Raw genomic sequence first — 17,580 nt, forward strand, 5'->3', positions numbered from 1 at the left:
CGAACGCGCCCGCGCCATGGATTGTCCATCGCGCGCGGCCATGCTGCAACGCCACGCAGGGTCCGTTGGTTCACACACAAGCGGCGTTGATGAATTCGGCCACCAGTTTCAGGCGCGTTCGGTCCTTGGTGGCGATCAGATAGGTGTCCTGTGCATCCGGCATCTCGCGAATGGCGACCTGTGCGACGTTGTCCTGGATCAGGCTGCTGTTGCGGAGAAAAAGTGCCACGCCAATGCCCTGAAGGACCGCTTCGCACATGAGCGGAAAGGTTGTCATGGTGACGGTGCGTGTCAGCCGGATGCCATGCCGTTTGCAGGTTTGGCCAAGCAAACGCTGCGTGAGCGACCCTTTTTCCGGCACGATGAGCGTTTCGGGGTGAAGATCGGCCAGTGACACCTCGGCCTGGTGTGCAAATCGGTGATCTGCCGGGCAGTAGAGAACATATTGCGATTGCTCGATATGGATGCGTTCCCAGCTTTCATGGTCCGGTGGATCCGTGATCAGGCCGACATCGGCCAACCTGCCGCGGATCATGGATGTCGCGGTTGTCCAGTCGTGCAGGCCGAAATCGACGCGAATGTCGGGAAAGCGCTGCCGGAAGCGGGCGATGATCTTTAGGGCGGGTTGCGGCGCGTTCCCGATCACGCTGAGCCGCCCCTCCTGCATGGCGTTGAACCCTTCGAGCCGTTCCGAGACTTCGACATCGAGGGCAACCATGCGATCCGCGAGATCGTAGAATTCCTGTCCCGTCGGCGTCAGTTCAACCCCGTCGCGGCCGCGCACAAGCAGCACTGTTCCGACGCTTTTTTCGAGCTTGGCAATGTGCTGCGTGATCGTGGATTGCGTCACGCCAAGCCGGGTGGCGGCAGCCGAAAAGCTGCCCTCGCGCACGACATAGGCGAAGGCTTCGAACTGATGATGGTTGGGGCGCACGGCGTCTCCTTTTGCGTCGCCCATAGCACCCATCGGTTTCACTAATATGACGTCACAAAACTTAAGCCTGCACCACACTAGGGTTGGTCTGATCCGTGGGGGAATCACATGGCAGACCTGTCGATTGCGGCGATCACGAAACGCTTTGGAGACACGCCGGTCCTGAAAGGTGTGTCGCTGGATGTGGCCGATGGCGAGTTTGTGTCGCTGGTGGGTCCATCGGGCTGTGGCAAGTCCACGCTGTTGCGCATCATCGCAGGCCTCGAGGCGCCGACCGCGGGCCGCGTCAGCCTGGGGGCGGTCGATGTGACGGCGATGCGCGCGGCGGACCGCAACCTGTCGATGGTTTTTCAGTCCTACGCGCTTTATCCACATCTGAGCGTGGCCGAGAATATCGCCGTTCCACTGCGCATGCGCGCTTTGACCAGTTTGCAGCGATTGCCCTTTGTGGGCCGGATCATGCCCGGCGCAAAGGCACGCATTCAGGGCATAGCCGAACAGGTCGCGCGCGCCGCCGACATGCTGGAGATCGGTGCGCTGCTGGATCGCAAGCCCGGACAGCTGTCGGGCGGACAGCGCCAGCGCGTTGCCCTGGGCCGCGCGCTTGTCAGGGATCCGGCGGCGTTTCTGCTGGATGAGCCGTTGTCGAACCTTGATGCGAAGTTGCGTGTTCAGACGCGGGCGGAAATCGCGGAACTGCATCGCAGATTGGCCGCGACATTCATCTACGTCACCCACGATCAGGTCGAGGCGATGACGATGTCGGACCGGATCGCCGTCATGATGGGCGGTGAGATCCTGCAATGCGCGTCGCCGGAGATCATATACGAGGATCCCGACGACATGCGCGTGGCCGAATTCATCGGCTCGCCCAAGATCAACATCCTGCCGGTCGAGTGCGTGGGCGGTCAGCTGCAGCTTTTCGGCACGTCGCTGAATTGGCCGCTGCCGTACGAGACCGCGCGGGTGATGCAGCTGGGGCTGCGGCCCGAGGCGCTGCGCCTGACCCAGAGCGCACCGGTGCTGCGGGGCCATGTGGCGCATTTCGAAAACCTTGGCTCGGAAGTGTTTGCGCAGGTTGCCCTGAAGAACGACACCGCCCGTGTGACATTGCGGGCGACACCGGCAGAACGCCCGATGCTGGCGCTTGGGGCCGAGGTGGGTCTGGCGTTCGATACGCGGGCCGCGATGGTCTTTGACGCGGACGGAAAGCGGTTGCGCAAGGTCGAAGCGATGGCCGATCCGGCCAGCGAGGTCGCATAAGATGGCGGTGATCGAGACAGGCGCGGGTGCGCACGCCACCCATCCCGAACACCGGCAGGCGCGCACCGCGTGGGGTCTGGCGGCCCCTGCCCTGGCATTGATGGTGCTGATCCTTCTGGTGCCCGTCGTCGTCGCCGGGGTGCTGTCGTTCAGCAACTATTCCCTGGGCAATCCCGGCTTTGACTGGGTCGGCGCGCAGAATTACGAACGCCTGTTCACCCGGTCCACCTATGAAAAGATGTTCATCGCGACCCTTACCTATGTTGTGACGGTCGTGCCGATTTCGGTGGGTCTGGGCCTTGGGGCGGCGATGCTGGTGCATTCGCTGGGCCGGATCGGGGACATTTACAAGACGATTTACTTCCTGCCCGTGATGGCGACGCTGCTGGCCATGGCCATCGCCTGGGAGTTCATGCTGCATCCGACCATTGGCATGGTGAACCGGACGCTGGCACTGGCGTGCGGGTCGTGGCTGGAGGCGATCCCGTTCTTTGCAAGTGGCTGTGCCGACGGCTTTCCGCTTTGGCTGGGCGACCGGGACTATGCGATCTGGGTCGTGTGTTTCATCGGCATCTGGCAAGGGTTCGGGTTCAATATGGTGCTGTACCTTGCGGGGCTGACAAGCGTACACCGCGAGCTCTATCACGCCGCAGAGATGGACGGCGCCAAAAGCGCGTGGGAGCGGTTCCGGCTGGTCACGTGGCCGGCACTTGGACCGACAACCGTTTTTGTCGTGACCATCTCATGTATCCGTGCGTTTCAGGTGTTCGACACGATCGAGGCGTTCTGGCCGCAGGGCGGGGGGCCGAACAAGTCGGCCTATGTGATGATGTTCGCGATCTTTGAGAAGGGCGTGCAGCAGAACCTGATCGGCATCGGGTCGGCCATCACCATGCTGTTTCTTGTCTTTGTGATGTTCCTGACCCTGATCCAGCGCTGGCTGGTCGAGCGCAAGGTGCATTACGGATGACACGCGACTGGTGGAAACATCTGGTGCTGATCCTTGGCGCGATCATCGTGCTGGCGCCGTTTTACATGATGGTCAGCTATTCCTTCAAAAGCCCGGGCGAGATTGACCGGGGCGAAGGTGGTTTTTTCGGGCGGCAGGAGATGATGATCGACCCGCGCTGTGTCGCCCTGCGCCAGCCGGACCGCGCGGATATCGAGGCGGCGCGCGACCGCTTTCCCGGCCAGGACGACGCCGGTGTTCAGGCCGCATTGCTGGCCGAGACGGAGGCGGCATGTTCCATGCGCCCCGCCGTCTTCAACTACACCAAGGCGTTCACCGAGGCGCCGCTGATCCGCTATCTGATGAATGGTGTGATCGTCACGGTTTCGATCTTTCTGATCCAGATCGTCGTGGCGCTGCCCGCCGCCTATGCGCTGGCCAAGCTGAAGTTCTGGGGGCGCGAGGCCGTTTTTGGTCTGGTGCTGTTCTGCCTGCTGATCCCGGTCCATGCGATTGCGCTGCCGTTGTACATCATGCTGGCCAAGCTGGGGCTGACCAACACCTATGCGGCGCTGGTCGTGCCGTGGACCATATCGGTCTTTGGCATTTTCCTGATGCGCCAGTTTTTCATGACCGTGCCGGATGACCTGATTGATGCGGCCCGCATGGACGGGATGAGCGAGTTCGCCATTGTCTGGCGCGTGATGCTGCCCACAGCCATTCCGGCGCTGCTGGCCTTTGCCATTTTCAGCATCGTGGCCCATTGGAACGACTATTTCTGGCCGCGCATCGTGGTCACCGGCAACAGAGATCTGTTCACGCCGCCGCTGGGTCTGCGCGAATTCAAAGGGGACGGGGACGGGTCGTTCTTTGGCCCTATGATGGCCACCGCCACCGTCATCGTCACACCGCTGATCGTCGCGTTTTTGATCGCACAGCGCCGTTTTATCGAGGGGATCACGCTGTCTGGAATGAAGTAAGGCGGGATTGCTCCCGCCCTACAACCAAAGCCCCGCAAGGGGACAATCACCGGGGTCTGCCAATCGCCAAACCGTCAGGCCCCACGCAACTGGAGTAGATGTAATGAAAATGACCGTAACTGCAATGGTGCTGGCCCTGTCCGCCGGTGCCGTGTTCGCCGAGGACAAGGTGACCATCGAGTTTGCCTATCCCTACAGCCACCTGTTTGACGTGACCTATGAGGCGATGATGCCCGCCTTCAGAGAGGCGCATCCGAATATCGAGGTGAAGTTTCGCGCCACATACGAATCCTACGAGGACGGCACCAACACGGTTCTGCGCGAGGCGGTGGCCGGGAACCTTCCTGATGTCACCATGCAGGGTCTGAACCGTCAGGCCCCCCTGATCGACAAGGGCATCGCGCAGTCGCTTGAGCCGTTCATCGCCGCCGAGGCGGATTTCGAGAAAGACGGGTATCACGACGCGATGCTGTCGCTGTCGACCTTTGACGACACGGTGTACGGCCTGCCGTTTTCGGTGTCGCTGCCGGTGGGATACTACAACATGGACATCCTGCGCGAAGGCGGGATCGAGGCATTGCCGCAAACATGGGACGAGGTCATCGCCGCCTGCAAGACCATGAAGGCCAATGGTATCGACAACCCGATTTTCTGGGGATGGAACATCACCGGCAACTGGTTCATGCAGGCCCTGCTGTGGAGCCAAGACAAGGCCATTGTCGAGAACGGCACCGTGACCCTGGACAGCCCAGAGACGCTGGTGGCACTGGAGCAGATGCAGGAGATCTTTGCCGAGTGCGAGATGAAGAACCTGGAGTGGAAAGCGGCACTTGCGTCCTTTTCTGCGGGCGAGATCGGCATGATGTTCTGGTCCACCTCTGCCTTGGGCGCGGTTGAGCGGTCCCAGGGTGATTTCGAGTTGGTCACCGGCCCGTTTCCGGGACTTGACGGCGCCCCCATGGGTCTGCCTGCCGGTGGGAATGCGGCGATGCTGACCTCGACCTCGGATGATCCGGCGGTGCGCGACGCGGCGTGGACCTGGTTGAAATACATCACCTCCGGGGATGGTGCCGCCGAAGTGGCCAAGACCACCGGCTACATGCCCCCCAACAAGGCCGCGAACGAGATCATTCTGGCCAATTTCTACGAGCAGAACCCCAACAAGCAGACGGCTGTGGATCAGTTGCCGCTGCTGCGCGACTGGCTGGCCTATCCCGGTGAGAACGGGCTGGCGATCACGCAGGTGATCTATGACAGCATCGAGCGCATCGTGACGGGTGACGCCACCGATATGGAAGAGCTGCAGCAAGAGATGGTCGAGGAAGTGGCCGACCTGCTGCCCAACGGCTGATCCACGATCCGGTCATCCCGCGCGAGCCGCGGGGTGACCGGTACCTGTCCAGATTTTCAAGAAAGGGGCGTGTCGATGAAACTCGTCCACATCTCCGACATTCACCTGACCGTGCCCGGTGAGCAGATGGGGGACATTGATCCCCATGCGCGGTTTGCGCAGGCGTTGGGCCATGTGCAGGCCCATCACAGCGATGCCGCCCGGATCGTCATCACAGGCGACCTGACCCATTGGGGCGAGGCGGAGGCCTATGCCGCGCTGGCCGCGGCCCTTGCGGGCGTTGATCTGCCTGTGCGTCTGATGATCGGCAACCATGACGACCGCGCGGCGTTTTTGGCGGCCTTTCCCGACCATGCCCGTGACCCGAATGGCTATGTCAATCACGCCGAGGATGTGGACGATGTGCGCCTGATCTATCTGGATACATGCGCGCCAAGGACCCATGCGGGGCATTTCGGTGCCGATCGCTGCGATTGGCTGGCCGCGCAGCTTGATGATGCGGGTCGGGCGCGGCTGTTTATGCACCACAACCCCATGACGCTGGGCCTGCCCGCTGAGGACAAGATCGCGCTTGTGCCCGAAGATCGCGCCCGGTTTCGGGCTGTGGTGGGCCGGTATCACGACCGCATCGACTACATCCATTTTGGCCATGTCCATGCGCCGATCCATGGCACGTTCTGCGATGTTCCATTTGCCAGCGTGCCGTCGACCGGCCACCAGTCCATTCCCGATCTGCGGGAGCAGGAGATGCTGACCGGGGGCCATTGCCACCTGCCTATTGCGTCATCGTGATCGACGGGGGCGCAACCACCATTCACCAGATCCCCTTTGCCTGGGACGGGCCGGTGCAGAGGACCGGCACCGCGTGGGAAGACTGGGCCAAGCCGGTGGCTGCGGAATGAAGTTCATCCACCTGACCGACACCCACATTGTGGCCGACGGGCTGCTCTATGGGCAGGATCCCGGGGCGCGTCTGGCTGCGGCTGTGGCGTCGATCAATGCCGAGCATGGCGATGCGGACTTTGTCGTGGTGACCGGGGATATGACCCATTGGGGTGACGCGGCGGCCTATGCGCGTTTTGCCGCCGAGATCGGGAACCTGGATATGCCCGTGCATCTGCTGATGGGCAACCATGATGATCGGGAGGCTTTTGCGCAGGCGGTCCCGGATGCCCCGCGCGACACGGGCGGTTTTGTGCAAAGCGGGTTTGACACGGATGCGGGCCGCTTTCTGTTGCTCGACACCAAGGCGCCCGAGGGCCATGCGGGCGCCTTTTGTGCGCTCCGCCGCGACTGGTTGCGCGTGGAACTTGAGCGGACCCAGGCACCTGTCACCCTTTTCATGCACCACCCGCCGTTTCCGGTCGGGATCGCCGCCATGGATCACATCATGCTGCACGAGGCCGAGGCATTTCATGAGGTGATCGCACCGCACACCGCACGCATCCGGCACCTGTTTTTCGGGCATGTTCACCGTGCGATCTGGGGCACGTGGCGCGGCATCAGCTATTCCTGCATGCGTGGTCTGAACCATCAGGTCGCGCTTGATCTGAACAGGGTGCGGGACCGCACGGTCGGGAATTTCGAACCACCCGCCTACGGCGTCGTCCTGCTGGGCGACGCGCAGATCATCATTCACCTGCACGACTTCGCCGACCGCTCTGAGAGGTTCGATTTGTAGCATCGTCCGGCCCCGGCGCCGTCCCCATCCACGACCACCCCAACCCAACCTGGAGAACCACATGACACTTAAATCGCTGATCCTCGGTCTCGGCCTTGCCGCTGCCTCTGCCCTCGCTGTTGCGGCGGACACATGGAAACTGGCCGTCACGGACGTTGAAGGCATGGAACGCCTGCAACTCGAATGGGGTCCTTTCAAGGAGGCCCTGGAAGCTGCCACCGGCGAGACATTCGAGTTCTACGCCGTGAACTCACGCACGGCTGCGGCCGAGGCGCTGCGCGGTGAAACCGTGGACTTCGTCGTATCCGGTCCGGCGGAATATGTCGTGATCAACAAGCTGACCAACGCCGCGCCGCTGGTCGGTCTGGGCCGCCCCGACTATCACTGCGCCATCATCGTGCGCGCAGACAGCGGCATCAACGTGCCCGCTGACCTCAAGGGCAGGAAAGTGGCCTTTGGCGATATCGGGTCGACGTCCAACATGCTGTGCCCGATGCAGGTGCTTGCAGATCACGGTGTTGATCCGGTGAACGACATCGAAAAGACCCACACCTCGCGCAACATCGCGCATGAGGCGTTGAAGGCGGGCGACGTGGATGCGCTTGGATCGAATGCGGGGTCATGGCTGAACGTCCGCAACAAGGAGACGGACCTGCCTTACGGGTTCTTCAAGATGATCGCGCGGTCCGGTGATCTGCCCAATGACATGATCATGGTCGGTGCGCATGTGCCATCCGATGCGGCCGAGATGGTCAAGACCGCGATTCTTGAGAACAAGGACCAGATCATCGCAGGCATCACGGCCCATGAGGAGAACGACAAATATGTCGGCATGGACCTCGTGGCGATTGATGACAGCGCCTATGATTACGTGCGGTCGATGTATTCGAATGCAGGTTACCCCCAATTCGACAATTTCATCGGTGACTGATCTTGTCGTCAAACATCGGGCTGCGCCACAAGCGCAGCCCGGACAGGCGCCCGTGGATTTCGCGCCGGTATCGCCCGTCGACATCGAGGCGCGCGGGGTCGCAAAACGCTTTGGCGAAACGCCGATTTTCTCGGATGTGAGTTTTCGACTGGCGCGGGGTGAGGCTGTGGCGCTTGTCGGAGCCAACGGCGCCGGCAAGTCCACCCTGCTGCGCTGCCTGATGGGGTTGATCCCGGTCAGCGGCGGCAGCGTTCACCTGCTGGGCCAAGAGACCAACGCCATCAAGGCGCGGGCGCTGCGCGACGTGCGGTCCCAGGTTGGCCTCGTGTCTCAGAAGCACAACCTCGTGCCGCGCCTGTCTGTCCTGTCGAACGTGGTGCATGGGCTGCTTGGCACGTCGCCGGGTCTACGCCATTGGAGCCATGTTCTGGCCCCGGAGATGTCACGCAGGGCGGCCCTGCACGCGCTGGACCGGGTTGGCATGGCGGGCTTTGCCCAGCGGCGCGCGGATCGTCTTTCCGGCGGACAATCACAGCGGGTCGCCATTGCCCGCGCGATCGTAGCGGCGCCCAAGGTGCTCTTTGCAGACGAACCCTGCGCATCGCTTGACCCGTCCGCCGGCGCGGATGTGATGGACCTGTTGTTTCGGCTGGTCCGCGACCAAGGGGTCACGGTTGTGTTCACGTCCCACAATATCGACCACGCGCTGAAATATGGAAACCGCGTGCTGGGCTTGGCGCACGGGCGCCTACAGCTTGATGCAACCGCCGCGTCCCTGGTCGCGCAGGATCTTCGGGGGCTTTATGACTGACGTCGCACCGCCCCGCTTGGAACGGCCGTCTGCCATCGGGTTTCTGGGCTATGCCGTTGGCCTTGTGATCGTCTTCTGGTGTCTTGCGGGCGCGGGTTTCTCGCTTGAAAAAGTGGCGAGCGCACCGCCCCGCTTTGCCGATTTCGCGGCGCGCGCGTTCCCGCCGAACCTGGAGCCCGAAGTGCTTGGGCGGCTCGGATGGAAAATGGTTGAAACGCTTCAGATTGCGGTGGCAGGCGCGGTGATTGGCGTGGTCCTGTCGGTGCCGGTTGCGCTGTTGGCGGCACGCGGGCTGATCGCCGCCCCTTGGGTCAACCAGATCGTGCGCACCATCCTTGGGTTCATTCGTGCGGTGCCCGACATTGCCTGGGCGCTGGTGTTTGTTGTGGCCGTCGGGCTTGGTCCCTTTGCCGGTATGCTCGCCATTGTGATCGACACGGTCGGATTTTGCGGACGCTTTTTTGCTGACGATATGGAGGCGACCGACAAGGGCCCTGCCGAAAGCCTGACGGCGACTGGCGCGCGCAAGATCGACGTGGTTGCCTGTGCGACCATCCCCGGGACGATGCCTGCCTTTATCTCGACCGCGCTTTATGCGCTGGAAAAAGCCGTGCGCTCGTCAACGATCCTTGGCCTTGTGGGTGCAGGCGGGATCGGCATTGAACTGAAGGTCGGCTTTGACCTTTTCGACTATCCCACGGCGATGACCGTGATCCTGATGATCGCCGTTGTCGTGATCGGGATCGAACACCTGAGCGGCTGGGCCCGCATGAGGATCATAGGAGAACAAAGGTGAAGACGGACACCGCAGACCAGCACTGGAATGACCAATGGGCTGGCATTGAGGCCGGTAGCAAGTGGCTGGCGCCGGAAGAGGACGTCAAGGCGTGGGCCGCAGGCCTTGGGCCCAGGTCCCGCATTCTGGATCTGGGGGCGGGCGTTGGCCGGCATGCGCTGTGGCTTGCGGCGCAGGGGTTCAACGTCACCGCGCTGGACGCGGCCCCTTGCGGTCTTGCCGAAATCGACAAGGCGGGACGTGTCGACACCGTTTTGTCCCGCATGGACACGCTGCCATTCGAGGATCGCAGCTTTGACCATATCCTGAGCTGGAACGTCATTTATCACGGAGATGAGGATGTTCTGTTGCGCACAATCAGCGAAATACGGCGCGTTCTGACGCCTGGTGGCAGTTACATGGGTACGATGCTGTCAAACCGGCGCCTGCCCCATGAACAGGCCAAGTATCCGGGCCGCGCCATCAGCCGCAACACCTGGGTGTTCGATGCACCCGGCACGGACAAGGTCCATCCACACTACTTCTGCTCGGCTGCGGACCTCCTGGCCTTGTTCTCCGGCTTTGAGTGCCGCAAGCTGGAAGACCGGGAGCATGAGACACCCGGCTCGTGGCACTGGCACCTCACACTGGAACGGCTTTGAATGATCACCTTCGACGGTGCGCAGGTTTTCCTGCCGGATGAGATTGCGGAAACGACTGTAACCGTCGTCGACGGCCGGATCGCCGAGATTGGCGGCCCCGCGGCAGGCACCATCGTCGATGCGCGCGGCCTGATCCTGGCGCCCGCACTCATCGACGTGCATGGCGACGCGTTTGAACGGCAGATGATGCCGCGTCCAGGCGTGTACTTTCCGATTGAAACGGCCGTCATCGACACAGACAGGCAGCTTGCGGCAAATGGCATCGCGACCGCCTACCATGCCATCACACTTGGGTGGGAGCCGGGCCTGCGCGACGTGGCGCGGGGGCGCGAACTGATGCGCGCGATGCGCGATCTGGCCCCGCGCCTTACCGTGGAAAACCGGGTGCAATTGCGCTGGGAAACCTTCGCGTTCGAGGCGCTGGACGTGATTGAGTGGGCGCTTTCGGCGCCGCTTTTGCCTTCTGTTGCGTTCAACGATCACACGTCAATGACCATGCGCGCCTATGACGTGCCGATCCAGGAGCGCGCCTTTGAATTCTCGCCCGATTTTTCGATCGCAGCACTTGATGATATGCGCATGAGACAGCGGACGGCCCCCAAGGCGCATCGCGCCGGTCTGAGCGAGGACGAGTACATCACGCTTCTGGGCGCGGTGTGGGATCGGCGCGCCGCTGTACCCGACATGATTGCCGAGGTCGCGGAGATGGCGCGCGCCGCAGGCGCACCAATGCTCAGCCATGATGACACCCGCGCCGAAACACGCGACTTTTTCCGCAATCTGGGGGCCAGCGTCACCGAATTCCCGATGGTCATGGAGGCCGCGGAAGCCGCGCGGGCCAGCGGCGATCCGATCGTCTTCGGCGCGCCCAATGCCGCGCGCGGCGGCAGTCATATCGGGTCGCTCAGCGCGGGCGACATGGTTGAGGCGGGCATGTGCGATGCGCTGGCCTCTGACTATTTCTACCCGGCATTGCTGGCCGCCGTGGCAAGGCTTGACACCGAGCGGCGCACAGACCGCCTGTCCCTTTGGTCGTTGGTCTCAAGGGGCCCTGCGCACGCGATGAAGCTGCATGACCGGGGCGAGATCGCGGTGGGCAAGCGTGCTGACCTTGTTCTGGTGGACTGGCCCGATGGTTCGGTTCCGGCCGTTCAGGGCACGTGGGTCGCGGGCCGGTGCGCCTATCGCGGGATACCAGCCGGATAGCACATGTCGCAACGGTCGACGTTCGGTGCAAAAAGACTGCCCGCGATGCCGTTCCGCCGTTTTGCCGAGATGCAGGTGACGGACGAATTGCAAGTATCAGGTCGCGGGCGTTGTTTCCGCCGGTGTCCGGGTGCAGATCGGACGCCCGTCCTTGTTGCGCAGCGGCAGGAAGGTTGTTTCGACCGGGCCCACGTGCCGGTAGACAAGGCAGCCGTCCACCGGATCGACCTTGACCGCGTTCAGATCCTGCTTGGGGTCGGCTATGGCCAGGATATTGTCCGGCAAGGGCGAGATGAAAGGCCCGCCTGCCGCGCCTGGTTGCGTGGTCTCGTCGCAGGCTGCCAGCATTGTCAGTGCCGCTGCAAGCATCACTCCGGTCCGTTTCATGTCCATCCCCCATGGCAGTGGTTGGCGGCTTTGACCGCTCGTCTCTGTTATCGTGGCAACTGTGCAGTCCTGCAACGCCGCGCCGCATCTGACGCCGACGTGAGTTGCGCGCAAGCCACGATTGGGCTGATGTGGCCGTATTTCGCATCAGGAGTGGTCTTATGATCCGTTGCCTTGCTATCTTCTTTTTTGCGCTTCTGTCCCTGCCCGCGTTGGCCTGCGGGGGCCGTGACGACCCCTGTGCCCTGCCCAGCGGCAATTATCATATGGCCGTGCCCGAGACAGCCGCACCCAACGGCCCCAAGGGCATTGTGATGCATCTGCATGGCGCAGGTGGGCGGGGTCAGGGTTTGCTGACGTCGGACCTTGCACAGGAAGCGCTGGCGCGCGGCTATGTCTTTGTTGCCCCGGATGGCGATCAGCCCAGCCGCCGTTTTGATCGGGACTGGTCGGTGCGCGGCAAGGGGATGACCTATGACCGGCAGGATTTCGAGTTCTTGCCCGAGGTTCTGGCAGATGTCCGCGCGCGCACGGACACGGGCGCGGGCCAGGTCCTGTTGGCCGGGTTTTCTCGTGGCGGTTCCTTTGTCTGGGACATGGCCTGTGCGTCGCCCGATTTCGCAGATGCCTATGCCCCTATGGCCGGTGCATTCTGGGACGACTTGCCAGGCCAGTGCGCCGCGCCTGTGCGCCTGTTTCATACCCATGGCTGGAATGACCGGACCGTGCCCCTGGAGGGTCGAACATTCCGCGACGGTGCTGTTGTGCAGGGGGATGTCTGGGCGTCGCTGAAGATCCTGCGCGCCACCAATGGCTGCGATGCCCGCCAGCCAGAACGCAACAGCTTTGACGGTGATCTGTGGTTTCGCCACTGGACCGATTGCCAGAACGGCGATCTGCGGTTGATGCTGCACAAGGGCGGGCACGGGGCGCCGGAGGGGTGGCCCAGCCGCGTGATGGATTGGTTTGAGGGCCAGGGGCTGGACCCCGAGGGGTGATCCGGGTCAGATGTGCGGCATGCTGACACGTACCGATCTTGAGACCGCCGCTGATTTTGTTCACGCCCGCATGGCCCCCACGCCGCAGCACCATTGGCCGCTCTTGAGTGCCGCGACGGGCGCCGAGGTGTGGGTGAAGCACGAGAACCATACACCCACGGGTGCCTTTAAGGTGCGAGGGGCGCTGACCTTTATGGATTGGCTGACCCGGACACACCCGGATGTGCCGGGCATCTGCACCGCGACGCGCGGCAATCATGGTCAGGGGCAGGCCTGGGCCGCGACGGGGGCGGGGTTGACCGCCAAGGTGTACGTCCCGCGCGGCAATTCGGTGGAAAAGAACGCGGCCATGCGCGCCTTTGGCGCTGAGTTGATCGAGTTTGGCGATGATTTCGACACCGCGCGCGAAGAGGCCTATCGCGTGGCGGAGGACGAAGGACTGTTTGTCGTCCCGCCCTATCATCCCGAGCTGGTGCGCGGTGTGGCGACCTATGCCTTTGAGCTGTTCAGTGCGCAGCCCGATCTGGACACCGTCTATGTGCCTATCGGCTGTGGGTCGGGGATTTGCGGGACGATCATGGCGCGGGATGCTTTGGGGGTTAAGACAAAGATCGTCGGCGTTGTGTCGGACCGCGCGCAGACGGCCAAGCTGTCGGTCGAGGCGGGGCGGCTGGTGGAAACCAACTCCGCCAATACGTTTGCGGATGGGATGGCGGTGCGGGTGCCCGTGCAGGAGGCGTTTGACGTCTATTCCAAGGGGGCCGAGCGTGTCATTGCGGTGAGCGACGATGAGGTGGCCGATGCGATCCGGCTGTATTTCACGGCGACGCACAATGTGGCTGAAGGTGCTGGGGCCGCGCCGCTGGCCGGGCTGATGCAAGAGCGCGCGCAGATGGCTGGCAAGCGTGTGGGCGTGATCCTGTGCGGCGGCAACATCGACACCGCGTGGTTCCGTACGGTGCTGGACGGCGCGACGCCGCAGGTCTGATTTTACAAAACTGACATGTGGCTGTTACGTCTGCGTCAAGCAAACAAGCCAATCCGTGTGGGATTTGATCCCGATGGAGTGTCTTATGACCAACCCCCTTCTTTGCATGACCTCGGCCCTGGCCCTGATGGCAGGCGCTGCCTATGCCGATGGCCATGCGGCCAAGAATTTCAACCGCATCGCGTCGTTCCCGGTCGTGACCAATATGGCCGAGGGTGAGGACACAACGCGCGAAAGCTCGCCCGAGATCATCGACGTGACCGCCGATGGGATGACGCTGGTTTATACCGACAGCCCGCTGGAGGCCCTTGGCCTCGTGGACATCACCGACCCTGCGAACCCGCAGCCCGGCGGCAACATCGCACTGGAGGGCGAGCCCACATCCGTCGCCGTGATCGGATCAACCGCCTTTGTCGGCATCAACACCTCCGAAAGCTTTACCAACCCGTCGGGCAAGATGCTGGCCATCGATGTGGGTGACGGGTCGGTCATCGCCTCTTGCGATCTGGTGGGACAGCCCGACAGCGTGGCCAAGGCGCCCGACGGGTCCTTTGTTGCCGTCGCCATCGAGAACGAGCGGGACGAGGACCTGAATGACGGGGTGATCCCGCAGCTGCCGGCCGGGTCGTTGCAAATGATCAACGTCGTCGATGGGTCGCTGGACTGTGACAGCATCGCGACCGCGGACCTGACCGGGCTGGCCGATGTGGCGCCGACAGATCCGGAGCCGGAATATGTGTCGATCAACGGTCTGGGCGAAACGGTCGTGACCTTGCAGGAGAACAACCACATGGTCGTGGTGGCGCGTGATGGCAGCATCGTGAGCCATTTCTCGGCCGGGGCCGTGGATCTGGAAGGGATCGACGCCACGGACGAGCGCGGCGCGCTGATCTTTACCGAGAGCCAGATGGGCCGCCTACGCGAACCCGACGCTGTGACCTGGATTGATGACGAACATTTCGCCACCGCCAACGAAGGCGATTATGAGGGCGGATCGCGCGGCTGGACGATCTTCCGCAAGGACGGGCGCGTTGTCTATGAAAGCGGCGTCAGCTTTGAGCACGCGATGATCCAGATCGGGCACTATCCCGACAAACGGTCGGACGCCAAGGGGGTGGAGCCCGAAAGCGTGACCGCCGCCACTTTTGACGGCACGCCGTTTGTGTTTGTCGGGTCCGAGCGCGGGTCCATCGTGGGCGTCTATGACGTGACCGACCCCGAAGCGCCGGTGCTGACGCAGATGCTGCCTTCGGGCATCGGGCCGGAGGGATATGTGACCGTGCCTGAGCGCAACCTGCTTGTGTCCGCCAACGAGGTTGATGGGCTGGAAGACGGTGCGGCGCGCGCGCATGTCATGCTGTTTGAGTATGGCGAAGGCGCCGCGGTTTATCCGCATCTGACATCCGAAGGGATGGACGAGCTGACGGGTTGGGGTGCCCTGTCCGGCATGGTCGCGGATGAGGACGGTATGATCTATGCCGTATCCGACAGCTTTTACGGCTACCAGCCGCGTATCTTCAAGATTGACCCGTCCCAGACCCCGGCCCGCATCATCGAGGCCATCGACGTGACCCGTGCGGGACGGCCTGCGCAGAAGCTGGACATGGAAGGCATCGCGCTGGATGGCGATGCGTTCTGGATCGCCAGCGAAGGGCGCACCGACCGTGTGATCCCACACGCGATCTACAAGGTCGAGGCGGATGGCAGCATCGACGAGGAGATCGGCTTGCCGCCGGAGTTGATGGCGGTTGAGCGTCGGTTCGGGTTCGAAGGCATCACCAAGGTGGGCGACACCCTGTGGATGGCCGTGCAGCGTGAGTGGAAGGACGATCCGGCGAACCATGTGAAGCTGGTGGCCTACAACCTTGAGACCGAGGAATGGGGCGCCGTGCACTATCCCAAGGCGGAACCGGCCCAGGGTTGGGTTGGCCTGTCGGAAATCGTGGCCCATGGCGATCACGTCTATATCGTGGAGCGCGACAACCAGCATGGGATCGAGGCGGTGACCAAGAAGGTGTACCGCGTGCCGCTGGCCGAGATGGTGGCAGCACCGCTGGGCGGTGAGTTGCCCGTCGTGACCAAGGAAGAGGTGCGCGACCTGATCCCCGATCTGACGTCCACCGGCGGCTATGTGCTGGACAAGGTCGAGGGGCTGGCGATCACGACGGATGGCACGGCATGGATTTCGACCGACAATGACGGGGTCGATGACCATTCGGGCGAGACGATGTTCTATTCCTTTGAGTTGGCAGACTGATTTAAGTCCCAACAAGGTTTACAAATTGGACGCCGCCTGAGACATCGGGCGGCGTTTTTTGTTGGCTGATCGGCCCTCCCCTTACGGCGGCAACGCCGCCTGTCGGGCAATGGGGCAAGGTTTACTTGGCGAAATGAAGGATTGGGGCGGCGCGTCATGGCCACGTTGGGGATTGATTTCGGAACATCGAATTCGGCTGCGGGATATGTGCGGGACGGCGCGCCGCATCTGGTGATGATGGCACCGGGACAGACGACGCTGCCGACCACCGTGTTCTTTGATTATGACGCGCGCAAGATGTTGATGGGGCATCCCGCCAACGCGGCGCTGCTGGACGGGGTCGAGGGGCGGTTCATGCGGGCGCTCAAACGTGTCTTGGGCACATCCATCATGCATGAAAAGCGGCAGTTGCTGAACGAGCGCGTGACCTTTGTCGATATCATCGCGCGGTTCCTGGCAGAGGTGAAGCGGCGGGCGGAGGCAGAGGCCGGGCATGTGTTTGACCACGCCCTGTCCGGGCGTCCGGTCGTGTTTCACGGCAGTGGTGATCCACGCGAAGCGCAGGCAGAGGCAGATTTGCGCGCCTGTTATCTGGCGGCGGGGTTTGCGGACGTGTCGTTCCTGCCCGAGCCAGAGGCGGCGGCCATAGCCTCTGGCGCGCTGGATCATCCGGGTGCCATTGGATTGATCGTGGATATTGGCGGCGGGACGTCGGACTTTTCCGTTTTTCGTGCGCGAGACGGTGGGGTCGAGATTTTGTCGAACCACGGGGTGCGCATTGGCGGGACCGACTTTGACCGCTCGATCAGCATTGACCGGGTGATGCCGCTGCTGGGGGCCGGGACGCTGATCCGCAACGCCATCGGGCCGGGGACGCTGCCCGCGCCCAAGGCGATCTTCAACGATCTGGCGACGTGGGAGAAGATCCCGTTTCTCTATACCGCGCAGACGCGCCGGATGGTCGCCGACATGGTGCAGATGGCCGAGGACCGGGACAGGATGGCGCGGCTGGGCGCGGTGTTGGAGAATGAGCTGGGCCATGATGTGGCCTTTGCCGTGGAGCAGGGAAAGATCGACGCCAATTCGGGGCGAACGGATGCGGTGATTGCATTGGGCGAGGTGGCGCGGGGGTTGAAGGCGGCGCTGCCGTGCGATGCGCTGCGGGGCATTCTGGACCCACATGCCGCTGCGCTGCGCAAGGGCGTGGCCGAGACGTTGGAGATGGCGCAGGTCGGCGCGGATCGGGTTGATCAGGTGATTTACGTAGGCGGGTCCAGCCTGATGGCGATGGTGACGGACACGATGAAGGTGTGTTTTCCGGGCGCGCGGCATTCGTTTTCGGAGGTGTTTACCGCCGTGGCGGACGGGTTGGCCTTGGCTGCGGGCGCGCGCGACGCGGGATAGGCG

17 protein-coding genes are annotated in these 17,580 nt (G+C 62.8%); 15 read left to right on the top strand and 2 right to left on the bottom strand.

The genetic code is table 11. The features are described 5' to 3' along the window. Positions 1 to 70: 70 nt before the first annotated feature. Positions 71 to 958: a LysR family transcriptional regulator gene (locus BWR18_RS15090; RefSeq protein WP_254684874.1), complete on the bottom strand. Its 888-nt coding sequence runs from the start codon at positions 956 to 958 to the stop codon at positions 71 to 73. Between the two features lie 84 nt (positions 959 to 1,042). On the opposite strand from BWR18_RS15090, the gene BWR18_RS15095 reads away from it, so the two are divergent. From BWR18_RS15095 to BWR18_RS15145, 11 genes are all read left to right on the top strand, one after another. After that, the gene (locus tag BWR18_RS15095; RefSeq protein ID WP_076629282.1) at positions 1,043 to 2,197 is read left to right on the top strand and encodes an ABC transporter ATP-binding protein; all 1,155 of its coding nucleotides are present in this window, start codon (positions 1,043 to 1,045) and stop codon (positions 2,195 to 2,197) included. Between the two features lies 1 nt (position 2,198). Beyond that, positions 2,199 to 3,167, top strand: coding sequence for a carbohydrate ABC transporter permease (locus BWR18_RS15100; RefSeq protein WP_076629283.1), 969 nt, complete (start codon positions 2,199 to 2,201; stop codon positions 3,165 to 3,167). Then, positions 3,164 to 4,126: a carbohydrate ABC transporter permease gene (locus BWR18_RS15105; protein ID WP_076629284.1), complete on the top strand. Its 963-nt coding sequence runs from the start codon at positions 3,164 to 3,166 to the stop codon at positions 4,124 to 4,126. Before BWR18_RS15100 ends, BWR18_RS15105 begins: the two co-directional genes overlap by 4 nt. 103 nt (positions 4,127 to 4,229) lie before the next feature. After that, positions 4,230 to 5,477 carry an ABC transporter substrate-binding protein gene (locus BWR18_RS15110; RefSeq protein ID WP_076629285.1) on the top strand — a complete coding sequence of 416 codons (1,248 nt, stop codon included), beginning with the start codon at positions 4,230 to 4,232 and terminating at the stop codon, positions 5,475 to 5,477. A gap of 75 nt (positions 5,478 to 5,552) precedes the next feature. Next, positions 5,553 to 6,269: a metallophosphoesterase gene (locus BWR18_RS15115; RefSeq protein WP_254684875.1), complete on the top strand. Its 717-nt coding sequence runs from the start codon at positions 5,553 to 5,555 to the stop codon at positions 6,267 to 6,269. A 106-nt stretch (positions 6,270 to 6,375) separates the two neighbouring features. Further along, a complete protein-coding gene (locus BWR18_RS15120) occupies positions 6,376 to 7,158 on the top strand; it encodes a phosphodiesterase (protein ID WP_076629286.1) in 783 nt (260 codons plus the stop codon). A 61-nt stretch (positions 7,159 to 7,219) separates the two neighbouring features. Then, positions 7,220 to 8,089 (top strand): PhnD/SsuA/transferrin family substrate-binding protein, encoded by an 870-nt coding sequence (locus BWR18_RS15125; RefSeq protein WP_076629287.1) that lies wholly within the window; start codon positions 7,220 to 7,222, stop codon positions 8,087 to 8,089. Beyond that, positions 8,082 to 8,900, top strand: coding sequence for a phosphonate ABC transporter ATP-binding protein (locus BWR18_RS15130; protein ID WP_216637302.1), 819 nt, complete (start codon positions 8,082 to 8,084; stop codon positions 8,898 to 8,900). The genes BWR18_RS15125 and BWR18_RS15130 overlap by 8 nt, the downstream gene beginning before the upstream one ends. Further along, entirely contained in the window at positions 8,893 to 9,696 is an 804-nt protein-coding gene (phnE, locus tag BWR18_RS15135) for a phosphonate ABC transporter, permease protein PhnE (protein WP_076629288.1), read from the top strand. The genes BWR18_RS15130 and phnE overlap by 8 nt, the downstream gene beginning before the upstream one ends. Then, a complete protein-coding gene (locus BWR18_RS15140; protein ID WP_076629289.1) occupies positions 9,693 to 10,337 on the top strand; it encodes a class I SAM-dependent methyltransferase in 645 nt (214 codons plus the stop codon). The genes phnE and BWR18_RS15140 overlap by 4 nt, the downstream gene beginning before the upstream one ends. Further along, positions 10,338 to 11,543, top strand: a complete 1,206-nt coding sequence (locus BWR18_RS15145; RefSeq protein WP_076629290.1) for an alpha-D-ribose 1-methylphosphonate 5-triphosphate diphosphatase — start codon at positions 10,338 to 10,340, stop codon at positions 11,541 to 11,543. It begins immediately after the preceding gene. A gap of 96 nt (positions 11,544 to 11,639) precedes the next feature. Here the strand turns inward: BWR18_RS15145 and BWR18_RS15150 are convergent, their stop codons facing one another. Then, positions 11,640 to 11,930, bottom strand: coding sequence for a hypothetical protein (locus BWR18_RS15150; RefSeq protein ID WP_368073619.1), 291 nt, complete (start codon positions 11,928 to 11,930; stop codon positions 11,640 to 11,642). Between the two features lie 161 nt (positions 11,931 to 12,091). Between BWR18_RS15150 and BWR18_RS15155 the strand changes: the two genes are divergently transcribed. The 4 genes from BWR18_RS15155 (at position 12,092) to BWR18_RS15170 (ending at position 17,577) form a co-directional block, all read left to right on the top strand. Continuing rightward, complete coding sequence (locus BWR18_RS15155; protein WP_076629292.1) at positions 12,092 to 12,928, top strand: alpha/beta hydrolase family esterase; 837 nt, start codon at positions 12,092 to 12,094, stop codon at positions 12,926 to 12,928. A gap of 19 nt (positions 12,929 to 12,947) precedes the next feature. Next, positions 12,948 to 13,916, top strand: a complete 969-nt coding sequence (locus BWR18_RS15160) for a threonine dehydratase (RefSeq protein WP_076629293.1) — start codon at positions 12,948 to 12,950, stop codon at positions 13,914 to 13,916. An 85-nt stretch (positions 13,917 to 14,001) separates the two neighbouring features. After that, a complete protein-coding gene (locus BWR18_RS15165) occupies positions 14,002 to 16,173 on the top strand; it encodes an esterase-like activity of phytase family protein (protein ID WP_076629294.1) in 2,172 nt (723 codons plus the stop codon). A gap of 156 nt (positions 16,174 to 16,329) precedes the next feature. Beyond that, the gene (locus tag BWR18_RS15170; protein WP_076629295.1) at positions 16,330 to 17,577 is read left to right on the top strand and encodes an Hsp70 family protein; all 1,248 of its coding nucleotides are present in this window, start codon (positions 16,330 to 16,332) and stop codon (positions 17,575 to 17,577) included. The last annotated feature ends 3 nt before the right edge of the window (positions 17,578 to 17,580 follow it).

This window comes from Tateyamaria omphalii (genome assembly GCF_001969365.1).
In the GTDB taxonomy this organism is placed as follows: Bacteria; Pseudomonadota; Alphaproteobacteria; order Rhodobacterales; family Rhodobacteraceae; genus Tateyamaria; species Tateyamaria omphalii_A.

Coding starts and splice junctions, on each gene's coding strand:
- BWR18_RS15090 (WP_254684874.1), bottom strand. CDS start 958: ATGGGCGACGCAAAAGGAGACGCCGTGCGCCCCAACCATCATCAGTTC.
- BWR18_RS15095 (WP_076629282.1), top strand. CDS start 1,043: ATGGCAGACCTGTCGATTGCGGCGATCACGAAACGCTTTGGAGACACG.
- BWR18_RS15100 (WP_076629283.1), top strand. CDS start 2,199: ATGGCGGTGATCGAGACAGGCGCGGGTGCGCACGCCACCCATCCCGAA.
- BWR18_RS15105 (WP_076629284.1), top strand. CDS start 3,164: ATGACACGCGACTGGTGGAAACATCTGGTGCTGATCCTTGGCGCGATC.
- BWR18_RS15110 (WP_076629285.1), top strand. CDS start 4,230: ATGAAAATGACCGTAACTGCAATGGTGCTGGCCCTGTCCGCCGGTGCC.
- BWR18_RS15115 (WP_254684875.1), top strand. CDS start 5,553: ATGAAACTCGTCCACATCTCCGACATTCACCTGACCGTGCCCGGTGAG.
- BWR18_RS15120 (WP_076629286.1), top strand. CDS start 6,376: ATGAAGTTCATCCACCTGACCGACACCCACATTGTGGCCGACGGGCTG.
- BWR18_RS15125 (WP_076629287.1), top strand. CDS start 7,220: ATGACACTTAAATCGCTGATCCTCGGTCTCGGCCTTGCCGCTGCCTCT.
- phnE (WP_076629288.1), top strand. CDS start 8,893: ATGACTGACGTCGCACCGCCCCGCTTGGAACGGCCGTCTGCCATCGGG.
- BWR18_RS15145 (WP_076629290.1), top strand. CDS start 10,338: ATGATCACCTTCGACGGTGCGCAGGTTTTCCTGCCGGATGAGATTGCG.
- BWR18_RS15150 (WP_368073619.1), bottom strand. CDS start 11,930: ATGAAACGGACCGGAGTGATGCTTGCAGCGGCACTGACAATGCTGGCA.
- BWR18_RS15155 (WP_076629292.1), top strand. CDS start 12,092: ATGATCCGTTGCCTTGCTATCTTCTTTTTTGCGCTTCTGTCCCTGCCC.
- BWR18_RS15160 (WP_076629293.1), top strand. CDS start 12,948: ATGCTGACACGTACCGATCTTGAGACCGCCGCTGATTTTGTTCACGCC.
- BWR18_RS15165 (WP_076629294.1), top strand. CDS start 14,002: ATGACCAACCCCCTTCTTTGCATGACCTCGGCCCTGGCCCTGATGGCA.
- BWR18_RS15170 (WP_076629295.1), top strand. CDS start 16,330: ATGGCCACGTTGGGGATTGATTTCGGAACATCGAATTCGGCTGCGGGA.